This is a genomic window from Pelagibacterium montanilacus (assembly GCF_003992665.1).
In the GTDB taxonomy this organism is placed as follows: domain Bacteria; phylum Pseudomonadota; class Alphaproteobacteria; order Rhizobiales; family Devosiaceae; genus Pelagibacterium; species Pelagibacterium montanilacus.
This window is the reverse complement of the sequence record NZ_RZMX01000051.1, coordinates 186875-211113: the sequence shown is the minus strand read 5'-3', so window position 1 is coordinate 211113 and position 24239 is coordinate 186875. Positions and strand designations below refer to the sequence as shown.

The 24239-nt window shown below is 65.5% G+C and carries 24 protein-coding genes and 1 tRNA gene; 23 read left to right on the top strand and 2 right to left on the bottom strand.

Going from position 1 to position 24239, the window contains the following annotated elements:
- Positions 1-2 precede the first annotated feature (2 nt).
- From coaBC to EO136_RS14545, 5 genes are all read left to right on the top strand, one after another.
- A complete protein-coding gene (gene coaBC / locus EO136_RS14565) occupies positions 3-1238 on the top strand; it encodes a bifunctional phosphopantothenoylcysteine decarboxylase/phosphopantothenate--cysteine ligase CoaBC (protein WP_127145115.1) in 1236 nt (411 codons plus the stop codon).
- Positions 1239-1350: 112 nt separating this feature from the next.
- Positions 1351-1932 carry a hypothetical protein gene (locus EO136_RS14560; protein ID WP_127145114.1) on the top strand — a complete coding sequence of 194 codons (582 nt, stop codon included), beginning with the start codon at positions 1351-1353 and terminating at the stop codon, positions 1930-1932.
- A gap of 2 nt (positions 1933-1934) precedes the next feature.
- Positions 1935-2378: a dUTP diphosphatase gene (gene dut / locus EO136_RS14555; RefSeq protein WP_127145113.1), complete on the top strand. Its 444-nt coding sequence runs from the start codon at positions 1935-1937 to the stop codon at positions 2376-2378.
- Positions 2344-3081: a DUF2259 domain-containing protein gene (locus EO136_RS14550; RefSeq protein WP_127145112.1), complete on the top strand. Its 738-nt coding sequence runs from the start codon at positions 2344-2346 to the stop codon at positions 3079-3081. Before dut ends, EO136_RS14550 begins: the two co-directional genes overlap by 35 nt.
- A gap of 8 nt (positions 3082-3089) precedes the next feature.
- Entirely contained in the window at positions 3090-3827 is a 738-nt protein-coding gene (locus tag EO136_RS14545) for a HesA/MoeB/ThiF family protein (protein ID WP_246018392.1), read from the top strand.
- A gap of 116 nt (positions 3828-3943) precedes the next feature.
- Here the strand turns inward: EO136_RS14545 and EO136_RS14540 are convergent, their stop codons facing one another.
- Positions 3944-4909, bottom strand: coding sequence for a complex I NDUFA9 subunit family protein (locus EO136_RS14540; RefSeq protein ID WP_127145110.1), 966 nt, complete (start codon positions 4907-4909; stop codon positions 3944-3946).
- 194 nt (positions 4910-5103) lie between these two features.
- Here EO136_RS14540 and EO136_RS14535 point away from each other — a divergent pair.
- The 17 genes from EO136_RS14535 to EO136_RS14455 all read left to right on the top strand — a co-directional run bounded on the left by EO136_RS14535 (position 5104) and on the right by EO136_RS14455 (position 21590).
- Positions 5104-5190 (top strand) — tRNA-Leu (locus tag EO136_RS14535).
- Positions 5191-5342: 152 nt separating this feature from the next.
- Positions 5343-5957, top strand: coding sequence for a ribonuclease D (locus tag EO136_RS14530; protein WP_127145109.1), 615 nt, complete (start codon positions 5343-5345; stop codon positions 5955-5957).
- A 108-nt stretch (positions 5958-6065) separates the two neighbouring features.
- Positions 6066-6728, top strand: a complete 663-nt coding sequence (locus EO136_RS14525) for a hypothetical protein (RefSeq protein WP_127145108.1) — start codon at positions 6066-6068, stop codon at positions 6726-6728.
- Positions 6728-7243: a lipopolysaccharide transport periplasmic protein LptA gene (gene lptA / locus EO136_RS14520; RefSeq protein WP_127145107.1), complete on the top strand. Its 516-nt coding sequence runs from the start codon at positions 6728-6730 to the stop codon at positions 7241-7243. The genes EO136_RS14525 and lptA overlap by 1 nt, the downstream gene beginning before the upstream one ends.
- A 10-nt stretch (positions 7244-7253) precedes the next feature.
- Positions 7254-7997 (top strand): LPS export ABC transporter ATP-binding protein, encoded by a 744-nt coding sequence (gene lptB, locus EO136_RS14515; RefSeq protein ID WP_127145106.1) that lies wholly within the window; start codon positions 7254-7256, stop codon positions 7995-7997.
- A 107-nt stretch (positions 7998-8104) separates the two neighbouring features.
- Positions 8105-9607, top strand: a complete 1503-nt coding sequence (gene rpoN / locus EO136_RS14510; RefSeq protein ID WP_127145105.1) for an RNA polymerase factor sigma-54 — start codon at positions 8105-8107, stop codon at positions 9605-9607.
- A gap of 120 nt (positions 9608-9727) precedes the next feature.
- Entirely contained in the window at positions 9728-10243 is a 516-nt protein-coding gene (gene fabA, locus EO136_RS14505; protein WP_127145200.1) for a 3-hydroxyacyl-[acyl-carrier-protein] dehydratase FabA, read from the top strand.
- A 61-nt stretch (positions 10244-10304) separates the two neighbouring features.
- Positions 10305-11531 (top strand): beta-ketoacyl-ACP synthase I, encoded by a 1227-nt coding sequence (gene fabB, locus EO136_RS14500; protein WP_127145104.1) that lies wholly within the window; start codon positions 10305-10307, stop codon positions 11529-11531.
- Positions 11532-11742: 211 nt separating this feature from the next.
- The gene (locus EO136_RS14495) at positions 11743-12423 is read left to right on the top strand and encodes a glutathione S-transferase family protein (RefSeq protein WP_127145103.1); all 681 of its coding nucleotides are present in this window, start codon (positions 11743-11745) and stop codon (positions 12421-12423) included.
- A complete protein-coding gene (gene queG, locus EO136_RS14490) occupies positions 12420-13541 on the top strand; it encodes a tRNA epoxyqueuosine(34) reductase QueG (protein WP_127145102.1) in 1122 nt (373 codons plus the stop codon). The genes EO136_RS14495 and queG overlap by 4 nt, the downstream gene beginning before the upstream one ends.
- Positions 13529-14425: a Rossmann-fold NAD(P)-binding domain-containing protein gene (locus EO136_RS14485; RefSeq protein WP_246018391.1), complete on the top strand. Its 897-nt coding sequence runs from the start codon at positions 13529-13531 to the stop codon at positions 14423-14425. Before queG ends, EO136_RS14485 begins: the two co-directional genes overlap by 13 nt.
- Positions 14426-14457: 32 nt before the next feature.
- Positions 14458-14886: a 30S ribosome-binding factor RbfA gene (gene rbfA / locus EO136_RS14480; protein WP_127145101.1), complete on the top strand. Its 429-nt coding sequence runs from the start codon at positions 14458-14460 to the stop codon at positions 14884-14886.
- 80 nt (positions 14887-14966) lie between these two features.
- Positions 14967-15881: a tRNA pseudouridine(55) synthase TruB gene (gene truB, locus EO136_RS14475; protein ID WP_127145100.1), complete on the top strand. Its 915-nt coding sequence runs from the start codon at positions 14967-14969 to the stop codon at positions 15879-15881.
- Positions 15882-15981: 100 nt separating this feature from the next.
- Entirely contained in the window at positions 15982-17703 is a 1722-nt protein-coding gene (locus tag EO136_RS14470; protein WP_127145099.1) for a sensor histidine kinase, read from the top strand.
- 187 nt (positions 17704-17890) lie between these two features.
- Positions 17891-18160: a 30S ribosomal protein S15 gene (rpsO, locus tag EO136_RS14465; RefSeq protein ID WP_127145098.1), complete on the top strand. Its 270-nt coding sequence runs from the start codon at positions 17891-17893 to the stop codon at positions 18158-18160.
- A 285-nt stretch (positions 18161-18445) separates the two neighbouring features.
- Positions 18446-20581 (top strand): polyribonucleotide nucleotidyltransferase, encoded by a 2136-nt coding sequence (pnp, locus tag EO136_RS14460; protein ID WP_127145097.1) that lies wholly within the window; start codon positions 18446-18448, stop codon positions 20579-20581.
- Between the two features lie 250 nt (positions 20582-20831).
- Positions 20832-21590, top strand: a complete 759-nt coding sequence (locus EO136_RS14455; protein WP_127145096.1) for a sugar transferase — start codon at positions 20832-20834, stop codon at positions 21588-21590.
- Here EO136_RS14455 and EO136_RS14450 read toward each other — a convergent pair.
- On the bottom strand, positions 21585-22601 hold the full coding sequence (locus EO136_RS14450; protein WP_127145198.1) for an NAD-dependent epimerase/dehydratase family protein: 1017 nt from the start codon (positions 22599-22601) through the stop codon (positions 21585-21587). The two genes, EO136_RS14455 and EO136_RS14450, sit on opposite strands and share 6 nt — an antisense overlap.
- Before the next feature lie 241 nt (positions 22602-22842).
- Between EO136_RS14450 and EO136_RS14445 the strand changes: the two genes are divergently transcribed.
- On the top strand, positions 22843-24186 hold the full coding sequence (locus tag EO136_RS14445) for a UDP-glucose dehydrogenase family protein (RefSeq protein ID WP_127145095.1): 1344 nt from the start codon (positions 22843-22845) through the stop codon (positions 24184-24186).
- The last annotated feature ends 53 nt before the right edge of the window (positions 24187-24239 follow it).

Below are 24239 nucleotides of genomic sequence, written 5' to 3'. Positions count from 1 at the left end.
AGATGATAGCCGGCAAGCACATCCTTCTCATCGTCTCGGGCGGCATCGCCGCCTACAAGGCTCTCGAGCTTATCCGCCTCATCCAAAAGGCAGGCGGCACGGTCCAGGCGATCCTGACCGAGAGCGCCACGCGGTTCGTCACTCCGCTCAGCGTCTCCACCCTCTGCGGCCGCCCGGCGCTCGTCGAGCTGTTCGATCTGACCCGCGAGACCGAGATCGGCCACATCGAGCTTTCGCGCTCGGCCGATCTGATCGTCGTCGCCCCGGCGACCGCCCATCTGCTGGCGCGCATGGCGGGCGGGCTCGCCGACGATCTGGCCTCCACCTGTCTTCTGGCCACCGATACCCCGGTTCTGGTGGCCCCGGCCATGAATGTGCGCATGTGGCAGCACCCCGCCACGCGGCGCAATCTCGAGATTCTTGCCGCCGATGGCGTGACCATGGTGGGCCCCGACGAAGGGGAGATGGCCTGCGGGGAATACGGGCCCGGGCGCCTTGCCCAGCCCCAGGCCATTCTAACGGCGATCGAGGCGCATTTCGCGCGCATGGAGGCGCCCCGTCCGCTCGCGGGCCGGCATGTGATCGTCACGTCCGGGCCGACCCGCGAGCCCATCGATCCGGTGCGCTACATCTCCAACCAGTCGTCCGGGCGCCAGGGCGCCGCGATCGCCGAAGCGCTGGCGGAGCTGGGTGCCCGTGTCAGCTTCGTGACCGGCCCCGCTGAGGTCACCGACCCGCGCGGCTGTGACATCGTGCCGGTGGAGACGGCCCTCGAAATGGAAAAGGCGGTCAACGGGGCGCTGCCCGCCGACGCTGCGATCTTTTGCGCGGCGGTTGCCGATTGGCGTGTCGCCTCCCCGGCGGGCAACAAGATCAAGAAGGACGGCTCGGGCACTCCGCCGGTGCTCGAGTTCATCCAGAATCCCGATATCCTGGCCTCCATCGCCCGGCTCGAGCCCGCCCGCCGGCCCGCGCTCGTCGTGGGGTTTGCCGCCGAGACCGAGAACCTTGTGGCCAATGCCGAGGCCAAGCGCCGCGCCAAGGGATGCGACTGGCTGCTGGCCAATGACGTCTCTCCCGGCACCGGGGTGATGGGCGGATCCGATACCGCGATCGTCTTTTTCGACGCGCATGGCAGCGAGGACTGGGGTCAGGCCAGCAAGCGTGTTGTGGCCCGGCGCCTGGCCGGGCGCGTGGCCGGTGCACTCGCTGCGCCCGGGTCAGCCCAGGGCGTCTGACCCGGCGCTTGTCATCGGCAGCGTTTGCGACCAGAGTGCGCATCTTGAATCACGCTGCGCCCGACGGCCTCAGCCGCCCTAAAAAAAGAACAAGGAGGGAGACCATGCCATTTTGAACCCGATCGCGAAGATGAGCGGCATCGCCCTTCTGACTGCGGGGCTTGCCGGCTGCGTTGACGTTTCGATGGATGTCGAGGTGCTCTCACAGACTGAGGCGCGTGGCACCATGGTCACCGGCATGTCGCCGGACATGTACGCCATGATGTCTATGGAGGGCGTTGAGAGCGAAGCCTTCTGCGAAGACGGCGACATCGTCGAGACTGCGGCGGTGGTGGAGTGCCGTGTCGTCGAGGAGGGCAGTTTCGAGGACCTCCGGTTCGACGAGGACGGCGAGAACAGGCCGGTATTCGAGGCGCTCGGCGATGGTCGCATCCGGGTCTCGTTCCCCACCGAGGGCGTGGCCGACGAGGTCAATGACGAGGCGGGAGCCTCCGACCCTGAAATGGCAGCCATGATCGCCACCATGTTCGAGGGCCATTTCATCACGCTGTCGGTTTCCGGTGGCGAGATCGTCGAGACCAACATGGAAACCGCCGAGGACGGGCAGTCCGCCCGCTTCCAGATCCCGCTCGGGGGACTGGTCTCCGGTTCGGTGGAGATCCCCGCCGAGCTCTACGCGGTGGTGCAGAAATAGCCATGCTCCTGCTTCGGCGTTTGCCGCACGCGGCCGGACTGGCATTGCCCTCGCCCCGCACCGCCGGGGCGGCAGGCCATGATGTCTGCGCGGCGGTCCCGGAGGACGAGACCCTCGAGATCGCCCCCGGCGCGTTCGCGATGGTGCCCTGCGGGTTCGCCATGGCGCTGCCCGAGGGCTACGAGGCCCAGATCAGGCCGCGGTCAGGACTGGCGGCAAAGCACGGGGTCACCGTGCTCAACGCTCCGGGGACCATCGACGCCGATTACCGCGGCGAGGTGAAGGTCCTCCTGATCAATCATGGGCGCGAGCCCTTCCGCATAGGGCGGGGCGACAGGATCGCGCAGATGGTGATCGCGCAAGTGGCCCGTCTTGATATCGGGGAAGTCGATACGCTCAAGGAGACAGATCGTGGCACTGGCGGGTTCGGTTCGACGGGGGTTTAGCGCCGCACTGGTCGTGGCGGGCGGTCTTTCTGCCCCACAGGCCATGGCGGCCGATCAGGCGCTTATCGAGGTGCTCGGCTATTCCCCGGACGGACGCTATTTCGCCTTCGAGCAGTTCGGCATTCAGGACGGCTCGGGCTTTGCCTATGCCGAGATCTTCCTGATCGACCTCGATACCGACAGGTTCGCTCTCGGCAGCCCGTTCCGGGCCCGGATCGAGGAGGAGCCCTCCGGTCTGGACGATGCGCGCGATGCGGTGCGGGCGATGGCCGGCACCGCTCTGGCGGACATCACGGTTCCCGCTCGCCCGCTTGTCGTTCACGCCGACGGCGAGATCGATCCCGCGCCCCGCGACATCTCTTTTGCTCTTCCCGGTTTCGGTCTCGATGACACCGGCGAGCCCCACGCGCTCAGCCTCGAGGTCTTCGGCTCAACCAGCCCGCTCGATTGCGAGGACTGGTTCGGGGGCCCCGCCCAGGGCTACGCGCTGACGCTGGAGGCGCCTGGGCAAGGCGCCGAACTGCACCGGGATTCGTCCGTCCCGCGGTCGCGCAACTGCACGGCCGACTACCGCATCCACAGCATCCACATCCCCTTCGCCGACTGGTCTCTGGCATCGGCTGTCGCGGTGATTTCGGTCTGGTCCCATGGCTTTGAGGGCCTCGACCGCCGCTTCATCGCTCTGCCCGCAACCCCGCGCTGAATCCGATGATGCTCTCGCCTCCCGAAAGCCGCCGCCATGCGCGGCATCTGGTTCTCAAGGGTATCGGCGCCTCGGGCCAGCAGGCCATCGCGGGAGCCCGCGTGCTCGTGGTCGGCGCCGGTGGCCTCGGGGCACCGGTGATCACCGCGCTGGCCGCAGCGGGGATCGGGACGCTCGGGGTCTGTGACCACGATACCGTGAGCCTTTCGAACCTGCCCCGCCAGACCCTTTTCCGGGATAGCGACGTGGGGGCGTCAAAAGCCCTGTGCGCGGTCCGGGAGATCGGCGTGCTCAACCCCCATGGCCGTGCCAGCGCCCACGCCGAGCGCCTGGTCCCAGACAATGCGGGCGCGCTGGTCGAAAATTACGATCTGGTGGTCGAGGGCAGCGACGATTTCGCCTGCCGCCGGCATGTTGCCGCCGCTTGCGCCCGAGCGCGCATTCCGCTGGTCACCGGGGCGGTGGGCCAGTTCGACGGCACGGTGACCGTGCTTGCTCCATACAGCAGAGATGGGGAGGGGAAACCCTATCCGACCCTCGAGGCGCTTTACCCCCACGCGCCCTCGCCTGAGGATATTCCCACATGCGAGCAGGCGGGCGTCCTGAGCGTCCTGCCCGCGGTGGTGGGCGCCATGATGGCCAATGAGGCGCTCAAGCTCGTCGCCGGCTATGGCGAACCGCTTCTGGGGAAGCTGGCGCTCTATTCCGCGCGGACCGGGGAAACCCGCATTCTGGGCTATCGCTAGGCTCGTAGGGCGGTGAAAGACTGTCCTGCTCTGATTGAATCAGAACAGGAGCTCCAAGTCCGTGATTTTTAGCGCGTCCGAACCGACGGAATGTGTCCGCTTTTCCTGGGATCGCTTTATGCCGGCCGCCGCTCGAACTCGCCATGCTTGCGGAAGCGCCACATATAGCTCGAGAGCACCGCATCCATGCCCGTGGGGGCGATCCCGAAGGCCGAAAAGGTGCGTCCATCCCGGATCGCTGCTTCGGACACCACATTGTCGATGCCGAGCTGGGTGATCTGGTCGGGGGTAAGCATGGGCTTGGGCAGCACGCTCATCATCGTGGCCGAGAGCCGCGCCAGCGCGTCGGGCAGCGGGAGCACCAGCCGCTTGCGGTAGCTCTCCTCGAGCACCCGATCGATCAGCTGGCGCATCGTCTCGATGTCGGGTCCGCCCAGCTCGTAGATCGTGCCCCCGGCCACGCGCCCTTCGGCCGCGATCGCGAAAGCCTGCGCCACATCGGCCACGTAGACGGGCTGGAAGCGGGTCTTGCCGCCCACGAGCGGCATCACCGGGGAATACCGGGCCAGCGAGCCAAAGAGATTGAAAAAGCCGTCATCGGGCCCGAAGATGATCGAGGGCCGGATGATCACCGCTTCGGGGAACGCCTTGAGCACTTCAGCCTCGCCGCGCGCCTTGGACCGCGCATAGGCCGAAGGCGAGCCTGTATCGGCCCCGATCGCTGACATGTGTACGAGATGGCTTGCCCCCGCCTGCCTGGCGGCGGTGGCCACCGTTGCCGCGCCCTGGGTCTGGATGGTGTCGAACTTCTGCCGGCCCTTCTCAAAGAGAATGCCCACGAGGTTGACCACCAGATCGGCGCCCGCCACTGCTGCGGCGACCGATTCAGGATAGCGCAGATTGGCCTGGATGGGCTGGATCTGGCCGGGAAAGCCGAACATGCGCACATGGCCTGCCAGATCGGGCCGCCGGACCGCGACCCGGATGCGATAGCCGCGCCGGGCCAATTCCTGAACCACCTGGGTCCCCACAAAGCCCGAGCCGCCGAAAATCGTCGCCAGTTTGCCGGAATTGACCGTCATGATTGTGTCCGTGCATCCGTCCGAGGTAAGCTGATGGGCCCGTTCTAGCCCCGGCAGCCCCCGATTTGCAATCGGTTTACGGCCGCGGAGACGCACATTGGCGTCAGCGGGGTGACCAGTGTTCTCTTTATCGATCGGCAGGACGGTTGAGTGATTGACAAAGGGTCCGGCGCACTCTAGTGACATCTCCCGTTGCCCAGATGGCGGAATTGGTAGACGCGCTAGCTTCAGGTGCTAGTTCCCGTATGGGAGTGGAAGTTCGAGTCTTCTTCTGGGCACCATCCCCCCTTTTCATCGACGTGCCTGCGCCCCGGTCTTGCCAGAGTGCAAGGCTAGGCAAGCGCGCCGTGCTGTGGCATCAACGCAGCCCTGCGCGCTGGCCCCATGCCATGCGCACCCCGCCGCATTCTAGAGCCGCATCAAGAGGGACTTCATGAGCGTCAGGCACCACAAGGGCGATCTTCCCGATCTCTCGCGCTACGGCCGTCAGGTCGCGATCGACACCGAGACGATGGGGCTGGTTCCCGGCCGCGACAGACTGTGCGTGATTCAGCTCTCACCCGGCGACGGCACCGCCGATGTCGTCCAGATCGCTCCGGGACAAACCGAAGCCCCCAATATCGTGAGCCTGCTCGCCAATCCGGACGTCACCAAGCTCTTCCACTTTGCCCGGTTCGACATGGCGGTTCTCAGCGCCACGCTCGGCGTCATGCCCCAGCCGGTCTATTGCACCAAGATCGCCTCCAAGCTCGTGCGCACCTATACCGACCGGCACGGGCTCAAGGATCTGGCGCGCGAACTCTTGGGCGTGGACATGAGCAAGCAGCAGCAAAGTTCGGACTGGGGCGCCGAGACCCTCACCCAGGCCCAGCTCGATTATGCAGCTTCGGACGTTCTCTATCTGCACGACATGCGCCGGCACCTCGATCGCATGCTCTCGCGCGAGCAGCGCACCGAAATGGCCGCGGCATGCTTTTCGTTTCTTCCGACGCGCGTGCGGCTCGATCTCGCAGGGTGGCCGGAAACAGACATCTTCGCCCACAGCTAGGAAACGTCCCTTCCGGCTGGGACCAGGGCGCGCTAAGGAACACGCAATGGCAAGGATGGCAGCACCCAGTTCACCACAGATCGCCCCGGTGCCGGGGAGCATCGCGCTGTGAGCGTTGCCCAGCCAGCCGACCGGCGGGCGTTGTACGGCCGGTTTGCGCGGCACAACCGCGCGATCGGCATTCTTCGCCTTGCGGTCCCGCTCGCCGGGCTTGCCATCCTCATCTACCCGATGGTCGAACTCGCTGTTTCCAGTCTCGCCCGGTCGATCTCGATCGGCGGGGTGCGGCTGGAGGCCGATACCCTTGTGATCGACGCGCCCCGCTTTGAAGGCCGCACCGCGACCGGAACGGTCTATTCCATGACCGCCGAGCGGGCCGAAAGCCGGGTGGGCGATCTCGATATCGCCGATCTTTACGGTCTGGTGATCGATATCGAGGGGGGCGAGAACTATCTGGCTAATGCCAGCTTCCCCACCGCCCAATGGACCATGAGCGCCGAACATCTGGTGTCCAACGAAGACGTGACGGTCACCGATTCGACCGGCGCAAGCGGCCGGCTCGCGGGCCTGTCGGTCGACTGGCCGGCCCAGACAATTGCCAGCGACGGGCCGGTGATATTCGATTTCGATGACGGCTCGCGGCTCGATGCGGAAACCATGGTGCACGACATGGGCCGTGCGCACTGGCAATTTTCCGCCGTACGGCTCACCATGACGCCGGTCCCCGATGCGGGGCGCGAACGCGATCCTCATGCTCCGGGAGAACCCTGATGCAACCCCTGATTCCCCTCCTGATTGCCCTGGTGCTGGCCGGTCCCTCCGTGGCCATGGCCCAGCAGAGCGGCGCCGTCGACGCCAGCGCACTGGCCTCTGACTCCGGCGAGCCGGTCGATATTTCCGCCGATTCCCTCGAGATCGCCGAGGACAGTAACCGCGCGGTGTTCTCGGGCAATGTCGTGATCGTGCAGGGCGCAATGGAAATGCGAGCCCCGCGCGCCGAAGCGGTCTATGGCGAGGGCGGGCCGTCCGATCTCGTGGAATTTACCGCCAGCGGCGGCCGCGTCATGATGGTGACCGAGGACCAGGAGGTCGAAGCCGACACCGCCCGCTACGATTTTCGCGACCGCACACTGGTCTTTACCGGCAATGTCACCGTGATCAACGCGTCCGGGCAGATCGATTCCGACCGGCTGGTGATCGACACCAGAGCGGGAACGTCTTCGTTCACCGGCGGTGGGGAGAGCGGCGGGCGCGTGCGCAGCGTCCTGACCCCCGGCGGCAGCTAGGCACACCCCTTTGGTTCAGCGTATCGACCAGAGCGGCTGGCTTGTCGCGCACGGACTGGCCAAGGCCTATTCCAGGCGGCAGGTGGTGCGCGACGTCTCGATCGCGGTGCGACGGGGCGAGGCGGTCGGTCTGCTCGGGCCCAATGGCGCGGGCAAGACCACGGTCTTTACCATCATCATGGGGCTGGTGCGGCCCGATGCGGGGGAGATTCTGCTCGACGGGCTCCCCATCACCCACATGCCGCTCTACCAGAGGGGGCGGCTCGGGATCGGGTATCTGCCCCAGGAAGCCTCGATCTTTCGCGGGCTGAGCGTGCGTGACAATGTCCTCGCCGTTCTCGAGGGCCACATCCGGTCCAGAAGCGAGCGCATGTCGCGACTGGACGAATTGCTCGAGGAATTTTCCATCGCCCATCTGCGCGACGCCGATGCGCTGGCGCTTTCGGGCGGGGAACGCCGGCGGGTGGAAATCGCGCGTGCGCTCGCGGCCGATCCCAAATTCATGCTGCTCGACGAGCCCTTCGCCGGCATCGATCCGATTGCGGTCGCCGAAATCCAGGGCCTCGTGCGCCAGCTCACGGCGCGCGGCATTGGCGTTCTGATCACCGACCATCAGGTGCGCGAGACCTTCGGGCTGGTCGATCGGGCCTATCTCATCCATGGGGGACGGGTGATGATCCAGGGCCGGCCCGAGACGATCATGTCCGACCCCGAGGCCCGCCGGGTCTATCTTGGCGAAGGCTTCACCCTCTAGGCCTCTGGCATGAATCTTGTATGGCGCGCCCGAACCCGCTAGGGTGACGCTGGCAGGGACGCGCCGGAAGGGGCGTCCGGGATCAATCTGGGTGGGAAGTTCGATCCATGGCGCTATCGCCGCGGCTGGATGTCCGGCAGTCACAGCATCTGACGCTGACCCCGCAGCTCATGCAATCGATCAGGCTGCTTCAGCTCAGCCATATGGAGCTCAGCGCGTTTGTCGATGCCGAGCTCATGCGCAATCCGCTCATCGAGCGCGATGACACCGGCCCCGACGATCTCACCCCTCTCGAGCGCGAACGGCCCGCGGAAATCGACCCCTATTCCGATACGGTCGACCACGGCAGGCATCTGGAAAGCGCGGTGTCGATCGCCGATGGCTTCGATACCGATGTCTCGAACGTCTTTCCCGAGCAGACCGGGCAGGATTCGGTCTCCCAGTCCAGCATGTGGCCGGCGCGCGATGGCGGCGGGCTGGGGGCCGAGGCCCCCGATATCGACCAGTACGTGTCGGCAGGCCGGACTCTTGGCGACCATCTCTCCGAGCAGGTTTCGCTGATCTTTTCGGACCCCGCCGAGCGGCTGATCGCCCGCAATCTGATCGACAATCTCGACGAGCGCGGATACCTCACCGCCGAATGCGCCCTGATCGCCGAGCAGCTCGGGGCCACCCTTGCTCAGGTCGAGGGTGTGCTCGCCCGGGTACGCGGCTGCGATCCGGTGGGCGTTTTCGCCCGATCACTCGCCGAATGCCTTTCCATGCAGCTTCTCGAGCGCAATCGGCTCGATCCCATGATGGAGGCGCTGCTTGCGCGGCTCGACCTCGTCGCCAGCCATGACCTCTCCACTCTGGGGCGCCAGATCGGCGCGGACCGCGAGGATCTGGCCGATATGCTGGCCGAGCTGCGCGATCTCGATCCCCGGCCCGGACGAGCCTTCGATTCCGCCCCCATCGAAGCGGTCGTGCCCGATGTGTTCGTGCGGCGCGCCCATGACGGGACCTGGAAGGTGGAGCTGAACTCGGAGGTGCTCCCCAGGGTCCTGGTCAACCGCACCTATTATGCCTCGGTGTCGGGAAAGACCCGGGACACGGCAGAAAAGACGTTTCTGGTCGATTGCCTGCAGACCGCCAACTGGCTGGCCAAGAGTCTGGACCAGCGGGCACAGACCATCCTCAAGGTGGCCACCGAGATCGTGCGCCAGCAGGATGCGTTCTTCGCCCATGGCATCTCGCATTTGAGGCCCATGACGCTCAAGACAGTCGCTTCGGAAATCGACATGCACGAATCCACCGTCAGCCGGGTGACGGCGGCCAAGTACATGGCAACCCCGCGCGGGCTGTTCGAGATGAAGTATTTCTTCACCACCGCCCTGAATTCCTCGAGCGGGGGCGAAGATCATTCCGCGGAGTCCGTCCGGCACCGCATCCGCCAGCTGATCGACGCGGAACGCCCCGAAGCGATTCTCTCGGACGACACCATTGCCGACATGCTTCGGAGCGAGCAGGGCATCGACGTCGCCCGGCGCACAGTCGCCAAGTATCGCGAGGCCATGCACATTCCCTCCTCGGTCATTCGCAGGCGTCAGAAGAAGGCCCAGATGGCCTGAACCGGGCGCGCCGGTGCCGGTTTTGCGGCACTGGCGGGCAGGGGCGCAGCCCAAAGGTCTATTGACCCCTTGCGCAAATGCCCTCTACACAGATTTCCCGACAACACCGAAAGGGCGATGATGGAAGAGCGCGCCAACAGCTACGACTACGACCAATTGCTGGCCTGCGGCCGTGGAGAACTGTTTGGTGAAGGCAACGCCCAGCTTCCGCTTCCGCCCATGCTCATGTTCGACCGCATCCCGGTGATCGATTCGACGGGCGGCGCATACGAAAAGGGCCAGGTGCGTGCCGAGCTCGACGTTCACCCGGACCTGTGGTTCTTCAAATGCCATTTCCACGGCGATCCGGTGATGCCCGGGTGCCTGGGGCTCGATGCGCTCTGGCAGATGACCGGCTTTTATCTGGGCTGGTCGGGCGGACCGGGCCGGGGACGCGCGCTCGGCGGCGAAATCAAGTTCACCGGCCAGATCACCAACGATGTCAAGCTCGTCGAGTATGGCGTGGACATCAAGCGGGTGATGCGCTCCAAGCTCACCCTCGGGATCGCCGATGGCTGGGTGAAAGCCGATGGCAAGACGATCTATGTGGCCAAGGACATGAGGGTCGGCCTTTTTACCGACCTCAATGCCCTATAATGACCCGTTTTGTCGGTCACCGGTTGGCCGATAGAGAACAAGACATGCGAAAGAGGCTCTGATGAAGCGTGTTGTGGTGACCGGCATGGGGATTGTGTCCTCGATCGGCAACAACATCCCCGAGGTGCTCGACAGCCTCAGGGCGGCCCGTCCCGGGATTACCCGGGCCGACGACTACGTGGAGCTCGGCTTTCGCTGCCAGGTCCATGGGGCCCCGACTCTCGATCCGTTCGAGGTGCTTGACCGGCGCACGACCCGGTTCATGGCCAAGGGGGCGGCATGGAATTATATCGCCATGCGCGAAGCCATCGCCATGTCCGGCCTCGAGGATACCGACATCAAGAATCCCCGCACCGGGATCGTGATGGGATCGGGCGGACCCTCGACTCGCGCCGTCGTCGAAGCCGCCGATATCACCCGCGAGCGCAAGAGCCCCAAGCGCATCGGCCCGCTCGCCGTGCCCAAGGCCATGAGTTCGACGGCGTCTGCCACCCTTGCCACGGCGTACGGCATTCTGGGGGTCAACTACTCGATCTCCTCGGCCTGCGCGACCTCCAAGCACTGCATCGGCAATGCCTATGAGCAGATCCAGCTCGGCAAACAGGACGTGGTCTTTGCCGGCGGCCATGAGGACCTCGACTGGTCCATGTCCAACCTGTTTGATGCCATGGGTGCCATGAGTTCGGGCTTCAACGATACCCCGCACAAGGCCTCCCGCGCCTATGACGCCAATCGCGACGGGTTCGTGATCGCGGGCGGTGCCGGCGTTCTGGTCCTTGAGGAACTCGAGCATGCCAAGGCGCGCGGCGCCGAAATCCTCGCCGAAATCGTCGGCTACGGCGCGACCTCGGACGGGTATGACATGGTGGCCCCCTCAGGGGAGGGCGCCATGCGCTGCATGCGTATGGCTCTTGACGGGGTGAACGTGCCCATCGACTACATCAATCCACATGCCACCTCGACCCCGGTCGGGGACCGCAAGGAGATCGAGGCGCTGCGCGAAGTCTTCGGCAATGAGGACAAGTGCCCGCCGATCGCGGCGACCAAGTCGCTCACGGGCCATTCGCTCGGCGCCACCGGCGTGCAGGAATCGATCTATTCGCTTTTGATGATGCGCAACCGCTTCATCTGCGAGAGCGCCAATATCGAGGAACTGGACCCCGAGTTCGCGGACATGCCGATCGTGCGCGAGCGGCGCGACAACGTCGATCTGGCCTGCGTCCTGTCCAACAGCTTCGGGTTCGGAGGCACCAACGCAACCCTGGTGTTCAAGCATCCTGACGCCTGACCGGCCCAAGGGGCCGTCGGCACAAAGAACTTGATCGGTGGCCCGGTCCGCGCGCACACTCGCGCGGTGTCCGGGCCTCGAAGCTCTCCAGGACAGACCGAAGCCCTCGCTCCGGCCCGGAGACCCGACATATGTGGAGCCGACGTTTCGATTTCCCTTGGGACGATCGAGAAAGGCTCCATCCACAAACCTGCGTGCGAGCCCCTCGTCCATGCCGACCCTGCTGCACCACACCCTCGATCCCTCCTCGCGCCTCGTGCGCCTGATGCTCGCGGAATACGGCGTGGGCATCGAACTGGTGGAGACCGCGCCCTGGCGGCGCGAGCCCGAGTTCCTCGACGTCAATCCGGCGGCGACCGTCCCGGTGATGTTCGACGAGCCGTTCCCGCCCATCGTCGGCATTCTCGCGACCATTGCCCATATCGAGGCCAATTTCGGCCCCGAGGGCCCCGTGGAATCGCTCCTGCCTGAAAATGCCGGGGAAAAGGCGGAGACCTGGCGCCTTCTCGAATGGGTGCTGATCAAGCTCGGCAATGAAGTCACCGGTTATCTGCTCGAGGAAAAACTGATCAAGCGCGCCATGCGCTCGGGTTCACCGGACCCGGCGGTCCTGCGGATCGCCAAGGCCAATCTGGGCGAACACCTCGCTTATTTCTCCTGGCTTCTGGCTACCCGGCGCTGGCTTGCCGGCGACACCATGACCCTGGCCGATTTCGCACTCGCTGCGCATTTTTCCACGCTCGACTATATGGGCGATATCGACTGGGACAAGGCCGGAGAGGCCAAGGACTGGTACGCCCGGATCAAGTCCCGCCCCGCCTTCCGGACGCTTCTGGCCGATCGGGTGGTGGGCATGCCGGCCTCGCGAACCTACACGGATCTCGATTTTTGACCCTTGATGCCGGCAGGATCGTCGCCGAACTCAAGGCGCGAGCCGAGGCTCTGGGATTTGATGCCTTCGGCATAGCCGCCGCCGATGACCGCCCCGATCTGCCCGGGCGGCTCGGGCACGCGCTCGATGAGGGCTGGCACGCCGGCATGGTCTGGATGGCCGAGACCGCCGACCGCCGCGGCGCGCCCCGGGCGCTCTGGCCGGAGGCGCGCTCGGTGATCGTGCTCGGCATGAGTTATGCGCCGCCCACCGATCCCATGGCCCGCCTCGATGATTCCGGGCTCGGCAACATTTCGGTCTATGCCCGGCGGCGCGACTATCACGAGGTGATCAAGGGCAAGCTCAAGGAGCTGGCGGGCCTCCTGGCCCGGCGCGCCGATGCCCGGGTCAAGGTCTTCGTCGACACCGCCCCGGTCATGGAAAAGCCCTTGGGTGAGGCCGCCGGCATCGGCTGGCAGGGCAAGCACAGCGTGCTCGTCTCGCGCCGGCATGGATCGTTCCTGTTTCTGGGCACCATCTTCACCGATGCCGAGCTGCCTCCCGACCCGGCGCACCCGGAAAACTGCGGCACCTGCACGCGCTGCCTCGATGTCTGCCCCACCGACGCGTTTTCCGGTCCATTCCGGCTCGATGCGCGCAAATGCCTTGCCTACTACAACAATGAGCACGAGGGGCAGATCCCGCGCGCCTATCGCAAGCCCATGGGCAACCGCGTGTTCGGCTGCGACGATTGCGTGGCCGTCTGCCCCTGGAACAAGTTCGCCCGCGCCACGGCCGAGATGCGCCTCGCGCTCGATCCGGCCCTTTCGGACACAAGGCTGGCCGATCTGCTGGGCCTCGATGATGCGGGCTTTCGCAGCCTTTTTGCCGGAACCCCGGTCAAGCGTCTGGGCTGGGCCCGCTTCATGCGCAATTGTCTCGTGGCCGCCGGCAATTCAGGCGATGAGGCGCTCATCGAACCGGTGAGCGCCCATCTGGAGGCCCAAAGCCCGCTGGTGCGCGGCATGGCCGCATGGGCGCTGGGCGAGCTGGCGAGCCCGGCCCGGCTCGCGCCCTTGCGCGAGAAGGCCCTTGGTATGGAAACCGACCCGGAGGTGCGTTCCGAATGGCTGCAATGACCCTTCTCGTCATCGGCGCGGGATATTCCGCCCGGGCCGCGATCGCCCGGCTCAGATCCAGCCATCCCGACATGGCCGTGATTGTCACCGCCCGCACCCCCGAGGCACGCGCCCTACAGGCCGAACGGGGCTTTGAGGCGCACGTGCTGACCGAGGACGGCGCCGACGAGGGGCTGCGCGCCGCCGCACGATCGGCGAGCCACCTTCTCGTCTCGGCTCCGCCCGACAAGGCCGGAGACCCCGGGCTTGCGGCGCTTGGCGAGGACCTTGCCGACAATCGCACTCTCGCATGGATCGGCTATTATTCCACCATCGGGGTCTATACCCGCTCCGATGGCGGCTGGATCGACGAAACCGCAGAGGTCGCGGGCACCAATGCCCGGCTCGCGCGCCGGCTTGAGGCAGAAGCCGGATGGCGGGCGCTCGCCCACAAACGCGATGTGCCCCTCGCCATCCTCCGGCTCGCCGGGATTTACGGCCCGGGCCGCTCCGCCTTCGACAAGCTCAGGGCCGGCAATGCGCGCCGCATCGTCAAGCCCGGCCAGGTGTTCAACCGCGTGCATGTGGACGACATCGCCGGGATCACCGCGCTCGCCGCCGAGCGCAGGCTCGAGGGGCTCTTCAACGTCGCGGACGGGGCACCAGCCCCGCCCCAGGACGTCATCACCCACGCAGCGGCGCTGCTGGGCGTCGCCCCTCCGCCGGAAATCGACTTTGAGAGCGCCGATCTCTCGCCCATGGCGCGGAGCTTTTACGCCAACAACCGCAAGCTCTCCAACGCCGCGATCTGCACGGCGCTGGACTATCGCTTCATCCATCCCGACTACCGGGCCGGCCTTGCCGCGATCCTCGAGCGCGAGCGCGGCGCACAACACGATGATTGACGCGCGCGCCGATCATGCCTATGTCCGCGCCAATGGCACGTAACACGAAAACCACCGGTCCTTCCCAACGCATGCTGCGCGTCGCAGAACGCGTGCGACAGGAATTGTCGGCCATGCTTGCGCGCGGGGAGATCATCGACGATCTGCTCGAGACGGTGACGGTCACCGTGCCCGAAGTGCGCATGACCCCCGATCTCAAGCTCGCCAATGTGTATGTGATGCCGCTCGGCGGCGAGCATGCGCAGGAAGTCGCCGAGGCGCTCAACCAGCATGCCAGGTTCATCCGCGGCCGCCTTGCCCCCGCGCTCGAACTCAAATTCGCGCCCGAGTTCAAGTTCTTCGTGGACACCACCTTCGACGAGTTCGGCCGTATCGATGCGATTCTCCGGTCCGAGCGCGTGCAGCGCGACCTTGGCCCGCGAGAAGAGGACGACGAGCCCGGCGAGCGCGACGACCACTGAAGCGCTGCCGGGAACGTGGCCACACGGACCCGGTCGGGGAGCGCAGCAATTCAAAAAGCACCAACAAGAGGCGATCGCAGGTGAGCGAACAGAAAAAGCGCGTCAAGCGCGCCATTTCGGGCTGGCTGGTGCTCGACAAGCCCTATGACATGAGCTCGACCGAGGCGGTCGGCAAGCTGCGCTGGCTGATGGGGGCCAAGAAGGCCGGCCATGCCGGCACGCTCGATCCCCTCGCAACGGGCCTTCTGCCCATTGCCTTTGGCGAGGCGACAAAGACCGTGCCCTTCGTCCAGGACGGCACCAAGGTCTATGTATTCGAGCTCGTCTGGGGCAGCCAGACCAGCACCGACGATACCGAGGGCGAGGTCATCGAGACCTCCGATCACCGGCCGACCCGTGAGGACATTGAGGCTGCGCTTCCCGCGTTCCGCGGCGCGGTCACCCAAATTCCCCCGCAGTTCTCGGCTCTCAAGGTCGCCGGCGAACGAGCCTATGATCTGGCACGCGCCGGTGAGGTGGTCGACCTGCCCGAGCGCACGGTCGAGATCGACGCCTTCGATCTCCTCGATCACACCCCCGAGCGCTCCCGGTTCGAGGTCACCTGCGCCAAGGGAACCTATATCCGCGCGCTCGCCCGCGATCTGGCCCTCGCTCTGGGGACGCGTGGCCATGTGGGCGCCCTGCGGCGCAGCCGCGTCGGCGTGTTCGGCGAGGCCTCAGCGGTCGATTTCGCCGCCTTCGAGGCTGCATCGCCCGACGAGCGCGACGCCATGCTGTTGCCGGTCGCAGCCGGGCTTGGAGAGGTCGAGGAAGTGCGGGTCGACGCCCGCCAGGCCATGACGATCCGGCTCGGCAATCCCGTGCTTCTCGTGGGCCGGGACGCCCCGGTCGAACTCGACCCGGCATGGGCGAGCACCAAAGGTGAAGCGGTGGCGGTCGGCCATGTGGAAAACGGCCAGTTCAAGCCCCGCCGGGTGATTTTGCCTTCGGTGTGACCGGGCAGCACTTTACCCGGCCGGGGCATGGTCTTAAAGTTTTTGTCAACTAGGGCGGCCGGGTGTCGGATGGCCCCGATGACCATTCTGGCCTGCCTCCATGTCCTCTCCCGCTTACGATACATCCCCCGACAGACCGAGCCCGAAGCGTTCGCGTAAGGCGCGGCCGATCCTGTTCTACCTTGCCCTTCTGATGGCCATCATCCTCGTGCCGGTCCTCGCCTTTTCCGGGGTTCTGCTCCAGAGGAACAACATCGCCCAGGAAGAGGTGGTGGAGACCTTCACCGTCGCCACCACGCGCTCGGTTCTCCAGTCCGTCGAGCGCGAGATCGCGGGGATGATCACCACCCTGCGGGTGCTCGCGACGGTGGAATCGCTGGCCGACAACGACCTGGCCCGCTTCCACGGCCACGCCCAGGCCGCGCTCGAGGGCACGGGCTCCGATCTCATCCTGATCGATGAGAACTTCAACCAGCTGCTCAATACCAGAGTGCCCTACGGCTCTCCGCTCAGCCCCATGTCCGATCCCTCATCGGCCCGACGGGCGCTCGAGACCACCGATGCGGTGGTCTCTCCGCTGTTCTGGGGCAATACCGCCGAGGACTGGGTGTTCAACGTCATGATCCAGAGACCCGGCGGCGGGGGCGGCAGAGAGGTGGTCATCCTGACCCAGAACGCTGGCAACCTCGCCAATGCCCTGCTCACGCGGGAGCTGGCAACGGGCTGGCACGTGGCGCTCGTGGATGGAACCAACACGGTGATCGCCGCCTCCCAGGATACGGCCGAATCGGGCGAACAGCTCTTTGTTCCGCTTGTCGAGGGGTCCGGGACGTCGCTACGCTGGCGCGAGCGTGAGGTCGAGGGCGAGAGCTACAAGACGATCACCCAGCGCTCGGTGCTCACCGGCTGGTACGTGGTGGCATGGGCGCCTGTTTCGGTCGTCGCCAGCCCCTTGCGCACCACCCTGCTGTGGCTGGTGTTCGGCGGGCTGGCTATAGCCGGTCTGGCCGCGCTTGTGGCATCGGTTGTTGCCCGGCAGATCGCCCGTCCTGTGCGCGGTCTTGCCCGGCAGGCCCGCAGTTTTGGCGCCGGAGAGCCCATCGCCCCCGTCGACTATCCTGTCAAGGAGCTGGCGCTGGTCTCGACCGCGCTTGCCGATGCCGCTGAAAAGCGCAGGGAGGCCGATGCCGAGGTCCGGTTCCTGATGCGCGAGTTGGCCCACCGGGCCAAGAACCAGCTTTCGGTCATCTCCTCGATGGCCAAACAGACCGCGCAAGGCTCGGCTTCGGTCGAGCAGTTCATAGAAAACTTCCAGCACCGTATCATCGGCCTCGCCCGCTCCACCGATCTCCTGGTCACCCAGGGCGCAACCGGTATCGGCCTGCGTGAGCTCATCAAGACCCAGATCGACCCCTTCCGCCCCGAAGACCCCGCGCGGATCGTCAAGACCGGCCCCGCGGTGCGGCTCAACGTCCAGGCTGCCCAGGTTCTGGGCATGGCCGCGCACGAGATGGCGACCAACGCGTCCAAATACGGCGCGTTCTCGGTGCCCGACGGCAGGCTGGAAGTGAACTGGAACCGGGCAGGGGGCGCCCGGCTGCACCTTTCCTGGCGCGAGCACTTGCCCGGGTTCGTCCCCCCGTCCGATCGCAAGGGCTTTGGCACGGTGGTTCTCACCAAGATGGTCGGGGGCACGCTTGCCGCCGACGTCGAGCGCCTCGTCCACGACGACGGCATCGAGTGGGTGTTCTCGATTCCCCTCGACAAGATCGATCCCGACCGCGAGCATTCCGAGGATACCGACGACGAGGATGGCAACTGAGAGGCTCTGCCGCCTCGTGCCCGATAGGCCCCCCACAGCGGCGGGGCTTCTCTTTTCGCCACGATTGGACTATATGGAGCGCAATCGGCAGTGGGACGTCTCCCGCCTGTCGGTTTTTCCATGGCCATGGCTGGACGACATCCCGGTCCTGGCGTCCCACTTTCCTCGATCTCGAAAGGATTGTCCGATGTCGATTACACCCGAGCGCAAGGCTGAGCTCATCAAGGATTACGCGACCAAGGACGGCGATACCGGTTCTCCGGAAGTCCAGGTTGCGATCCTCACCGAGCGGATCACCAACCTGACCGAGCACTTCAAGACCCACGCCAAGGACAACCACTCCCGGCGCGGCCTCCTGAAGCTGGTCTCGACCCGTCGCAGCCTGCTTGACTATGTCAAGCGTGGCGACGAGGCGCGCTATCAGAAGCTGATTTCCCGGCTCGGCATCCGCCGCTAGGAAAGTGCACGGAGTGCGGGTCGGCCAGTGGCCATATCCGCACTCCCGCCTTTGGGGTCCTCCGATCCCGAAAGGCGCGACCCGCCGGTCCGGCAATTCGGCCGCCCGGCACATGAACCGCCTGCCCCCGCTCCCGGGGCATGGCAGGATCGCCGGAGATTTCGCTTCCCCCCGCATGCGAAATCTCTCGCCGTCTTGTCCATGTTCCTTGCAAGGGCCGGCATCCGCCTCCCGCTGCTGCCGGGCATCCGGTGGGAGGGGCGCGGAAAATTCGGATATGACGCAATGACGATCAATTTCAATCACCACAAGGTCGAACTCGACTGGGGCGGACAGCCGCTCACGCTCGAGACCGGCAAGGTCGCCCGCCAGGCCGATGGCGCCGTCGTCGCCACCCTGGGCGAGACCGTTGTCCTCGCCACCGTCGTCTCGGCCAAGGAGCCCAAAGCGGGCGTCGACTTCTTCCCGCTCACGGTCAACTATCAGGAAAAATACTTCGCAGCCGGCAAGATCCCGGGCGGCTTTTTCAAGCGCGAAGGCCGGCCGAGCGAATCCGAGACCCTCATCTGCCGTCTGATCGACCGTCCCATCCGGCCGCTGTTTCCCGCCGGCTACAAGCACGAGACCCAGGTCATCGTCACGGTCCTCCAGCACGACATGGAAAACGAGCCCGATGTGCTCGCCATGGTCGCCACCTCCGCAGCGCTGACGATTTCGGGCATTCCCTTCATGGGCCCGATCGGCGCGGCGCGCGTGGGTTATATCGACGGCGAATACGTGCTCAACACGCCCATCGACCGCCGGTCCGATTCCAAGCTCGACCTGATCATGGCCGGCACCCATGACGCGGTGCTCATGGTGGAATCAGAAGCCAAGGAACTGCCCGAGGACGTGATGCTCGGCGCCGTGATGTACGGCCACACCCAGAGCCAGAAGGTCATCGACGCGATCATCAAGCTCGCCGAACTGGCTGCCAAGGATCCGCGCGAGTTCACCCCCGAGGATCACTCCGAGCTCGAGGGCGAGATGCTCAAGCTCGTCGAGGACGACCTGCGCGCTGCCTACAAGAACACCGACAAGCAGACCCGCTACGCTGCGGTCGACGCGGTCAAGTCCAGGGTCAAGGCGCACTTCCTGCCTGAAGAGGGCGAGGCACGCTTCACCCCTGAACAGGTCAGCGCCGTGTTCAAGTCGCTCCAGGCCAAGATCGTGCGCTGGAACATCCTCGACACCAAGATCCGTATCGATGGACGCGACCTCTCCACGGTCCGTCCGATCCAGTCCGAAGTCGGGGTTCTGCCCCGCACGCACGGCTCGGCGCTCTTTACCCGTGGCGAGACCCAGGCCCTCGTGGTCGCAACGCTGGGCACCGGCGAGGACGAGCAGTTCATCGACTCGCTCGAGGGCACGTCCAAGCAGAACTTCATGCTGCACTACAATTTCCCGCCCTACTCAGTGGGCGAGGCCGGCCGCGTCGGCTCGCCCGGCCGTCGCGAGATCGGCCACGGCAAGCTCGCCTGGCGCGCCATCAACCCCGTTCGTCCCGCGGCCGAGGAATTTCCCTACACCCTGCGCGTTGTCTCCGAGATCACCGAATCCAACGGCTCGTCCTCGATGGCGACCGTCTGCGGCACCTCGCTGGCCCTGATGGATGCCGGTGTTCCCATGAAGCGCGCGGTATCGGGCATTGCCATGGGCCTGATCCTTGAGGGCGACAAGTACGCCGTTCTCTCGGACATCCTGGGTGACGAGGATCACCTTGGCGACATGGACTTCAAGGTGGCCGGTACGTCCGAGGGCGTGACCTCGCTCCAGATGGACATCAAGATCGCCGGGATCACCGAGGAGATCATGAAGGTCGCCTTGGCCCAGGCCCATGAAGGCCGCAACCACATCCTGGGCGAGATGGCCAAGGCCATCGACTCGGCCCGTGCGGAAGTCGGCGAGTTCGCGCCGCGCATCGAAACCCTCAAGATCCCGACCGACAAGATCCGTGAAGTGATCGGTACCGGCGGCAAGATCATCCGCGAGATCGTGGAGAAGACCGGCGCCAAGGTCAACATCGAGGATGACGGCACCGTCAAGGTCGCCTCCTCGGACGGCAAGGCCATCGACGCGGCGATCAAGTGGATCAAGTCGATCACCGACGAGCCCGAAGTGGGCGTCGTTTATCAGGGAACCGTGGTCAAGACGGCCGATTTCGGTGCCTTCGTGAACTTCTTCGGTTCGCGCGACGGTCTGGTGCACATCTCCCAGCTCGCCGATCAGCGCGTAGGCAAGACCACCGACGTCGTCAAGGAAGGCGACAAGGTGTGGGTCAAGCTCCTCGGCTTTGACGAGCGCGGCAAGGTTCGCCTGTCCATGAAGGTGGTCGATCAGGCCACCGGCAAGGAAATCGAAAAGGAAGACGCCGAGGGCTGATCCGCCCACCGGCATCGAATTTTCGAGTTTGATGATTGCCCCGTCGCCGAGAGGCGGCGGGGTTTTTTGCATTTTGGCGTTGTGGAAAACTCTGTGCAGAACCTGTGGAGGGAAGCCGATGTGATCGGCGTGCCTCAATTTTGGGGTCGCCCCGCATCAATTTTAAGCAAAACTACTGACAAGCCATAAGAGGGGCGAGCAGTTCAACTTGGGGTTGGTTTGACACCCGGAGACGAGGAGCATTGCAGACATGGCCTACATTGCTTCCCAAGGCAGCGGGCGGGACGCGAGCACGCGCCCGGGCACTCGGGCAATGGCCGGACGGCGAAGCCGGCAACGGCCCTCGGGCCTCGAGGTCTATCTGGACGCAGGCCGACCGCTGGCCGGTCGATCGTCCAGCATGGGCCTCATCGAGCGCGGGGCCATCAGGGCGATCGACATCCTTGTCAGCCTGTTCGGGCTCGTGGCCCTGTCCCCGCTCATGGTGGGCATCGCGCTTCATGTGATGGCCGGCAGCCGCGGAAATCCGTTCTTTTTCCAGGAGCGCGAAGGGCTGGTCGGCCGCCCCTTCCGGATCGTCAAGTTCAGGACGTTTCACGTCTGCCATTGCGATTCCCGAGGAGCCGATCCGGTCCGGTGGGATGATCCCAGGATCACCGAAGTGGGCCGGATGCTGCGCGAAAAGGCGCTCGACGAGCTGCCGCAGCTGTTCAATGTTCTTATGGGAGACATGTCGCTGGTCGGCCCGCGTCCCCACGTCCCGCACATGCGCGCGGGCGCCGGACTTTATCGCGATATCTGCCCGACCTACGATGCAAGGCTCGCTGTGCGTCCAGGCCTGACGGGCTGGGCACAGATTCATGGTCTCACCGGCCCGGTTCACACCGAGCGCCAGGCTATCGCCCGGCTCGACCACGACATCGCCTATGTCCAGAACGTATCGCTGGCGCTCAACCTCAGGATTCTCGCGATGACACCATCGCGGGTCTGGGGCAGGCGCGCCTCATAGAGCTGTCCGCCGCCATTGCCGGTACCACTCCACGAAGGCGGAAACGCCTTCTGGGACCGGGGTGGATGGCAGATAACCGGTAAGGGCTTCGAGCAGTTCGGGGTCCGCGAAGGTCGCCTCCACGTCCCCTTTCTGCATGGGCAGCATCTCGCGCTCGGCGCTGATGCCCGTCGCCGCCTCAATGGCCTCGATGAAGTCCATCAGGCCCACAGGCTGGCCTCCCGCGATATTGACCACCCGCCAGGGCGCGACCGGAGAGAGCGAATCCCTGCCCTTTGCAAGTTCGATCGGCTTGTCGCGCTCGGGCGCGCGGGCAATGAGCCGGACGATCGATTCCACCAGATCATCGATATAGGTGAAGTCCCGCGACATGCGGCCCTCGCCATAGACCGGTATCGGCTGGCCCTTTTCCATGGCATCGACGAATTTGAACAGCGCCATGTCCGGCCGGCCCCACGGTCCGTAGACGGTAAAGAACCGAAAGCACGTCGTGGGCAGGCCCCACAGATGGGCGTAGGAATGGCTCATGGCCTCTCCCGAGCGCTTGGTGGCCGCATAAAGCGTCATCGGTGCGTCCGTGGTGTCGGTCTCGCGGAACGGCATCTGCGTGTTTCCGCCATAGACCGAACTGGTCGAGGCGACCAGCAGATGGGCGGGCTGGTGCTCCCGCGCGACCTCGAGCACGTTGAAGGTGCCCGTGAGGTTGGACTCAACATAGGCGTGCGGGTTCTCGAGGCTGTAACGGACCCCCGCCTGTGCCGCCAGATGCACGATCACGTCCGGCCGGCAGTCCTCGGCGGCGGCCGCCAGCGCGGCGGTGTCCTCGAGCATGGCTTCGTGCATCCGAAAGCCGTTGCTGCAGGCAAGGATATCGCGCCGCGCCGCCTTGAGGGCCACGTCGTAATAGGGGGTCATGCCATCGAAGCCGACAACCAGATGGCCATCGGCGATCAGGCGCCGGCTGAGGTGAAATCCGATGAAGCCTGCGGCGCCTGTGACGAGGATGCGCATGGACACTCCGAGTCCTGCCAGATGGTTCGGCCCCTCCTATCGGGTTTCCCCGCCCATGAGAAGTCCGCTGGCCCCGGGGCAAAAAAGTGCACCCCGATCAACCCTCCGGGTTTTGCCCATGGCGGAGCGGTGATAATCAGGGCGCTGCCAGAAAATACGGATAGGCGTATCTCGCTCGGCGGCGCCATCGGAACAAACGCTGGGCCGCTCTCGAGCGCCCCTCGCGCAAGGAGACATCGGAATGCGGATTACCATGATCGGTGCGGGCTATGTCGGGCTGGTGAGCGGGGCCTGCCTCTCCGATTTCGGCCACGAGGTCGTCTGCGTGGATGTCAGCGCCGAAAAGATCGCCCGCCTGGAACAGGGCGACATGCCGATCTACGAGCCCGGACTCGCTGCCCTGGTTGCCGACAACGCCCGGGCCGGCCGGCTTTCGTTCACCACCGAACTGGCACCCGCCGTTTCCGATGCGGACGTGGTCTTTATCGCCGTGGGCACGCCCTCGCGGCGGGGCGACGGTCACGCCGACCTTTCCTACGTTCATGAAGCCGCGGCCCAGATCGGGCGCGCGCTCAGGGGGTTCACGGTGGTGGTCACCAAGTCCACCGTTCCCGTGGGCACGGGCGACGAGGTCGAGCGCATCATATGCGAGGCCAATCCCGATGCAGACGTGGTCGTGGTCTCCAACCCCGAATTCCTGCGAGAAGGCGCCGCCATCGAGGATTTCAAGCGCCCCGACCGGATCGTGGTGGGCCTCGAGGACGAGCGCGCCCGCGCCGTGATGGAAGAGGTCTACCGCCCGCTCTATCTCAACCAGGCGCCCCTGATGTTTACCGGCCGGCGCACCGCGGAACTTATCAAATATGCCGGCAACGCCTTCCTTGCCATGAAGATCACATTCATCAACGAGATGGCCGATCTGTGCGAAGCGGCCGGGGGCAATGTCCAGGACGTGGCCCGGGGCATCGGGCTCGACGGCCGGATCGGGTCCAAATTCCTCCATGCCGGGCCGGGCTATGGCGGGTCGTGCTTTCCCAAGGACACCATTGCGCTGGTCAAGACCGGGCAGGACCACGATGCGCCGTTGCGGCTCGTCGAGACCACTGTCGCGGTCAACGACACGCGCAAGCGCGCCATGGGCCGCAAGGTTATCGCCGCGTGCGGCGGCAGCGTGCGCGGCAAGCGCATCGGGATCCTGGGTCTCACCTTCAAGCCCAACACCGACGACATGCGCGACGCCCCCTCGATCGCCATCATCCAGATGCTGCGCGACGCCGGCGCGGTGATCGTGGCCTATGATCCCGAGGGCATGGACATGGCCCGGTCGACCATTGAGGAAATCGAATACGCCCAGAACGCCTATGAGGTTGCCGAGGGCGCCGATTGCATGGTGCTGGTCACCGAGTGGAACCAGTTCCGGTCCCTCGATCTGGACCGCATCCGCAAGAGCATGGCCACGCCCCGTCTTGTCGACCTGCGCAACGTTTACCGACGCGAGGAGGTCGAGCGCGCGGGCCTCGACTATTTCAATATCGGTGAAGGCCGGCCCTTCTGCGCTCCGGCCAGCCGGTCGGCCGCCCGGTAGCTACCCCGCCGGTTTGACTCGCCAGGCCCGGGCGCCCCGGTTATGGTTGACGG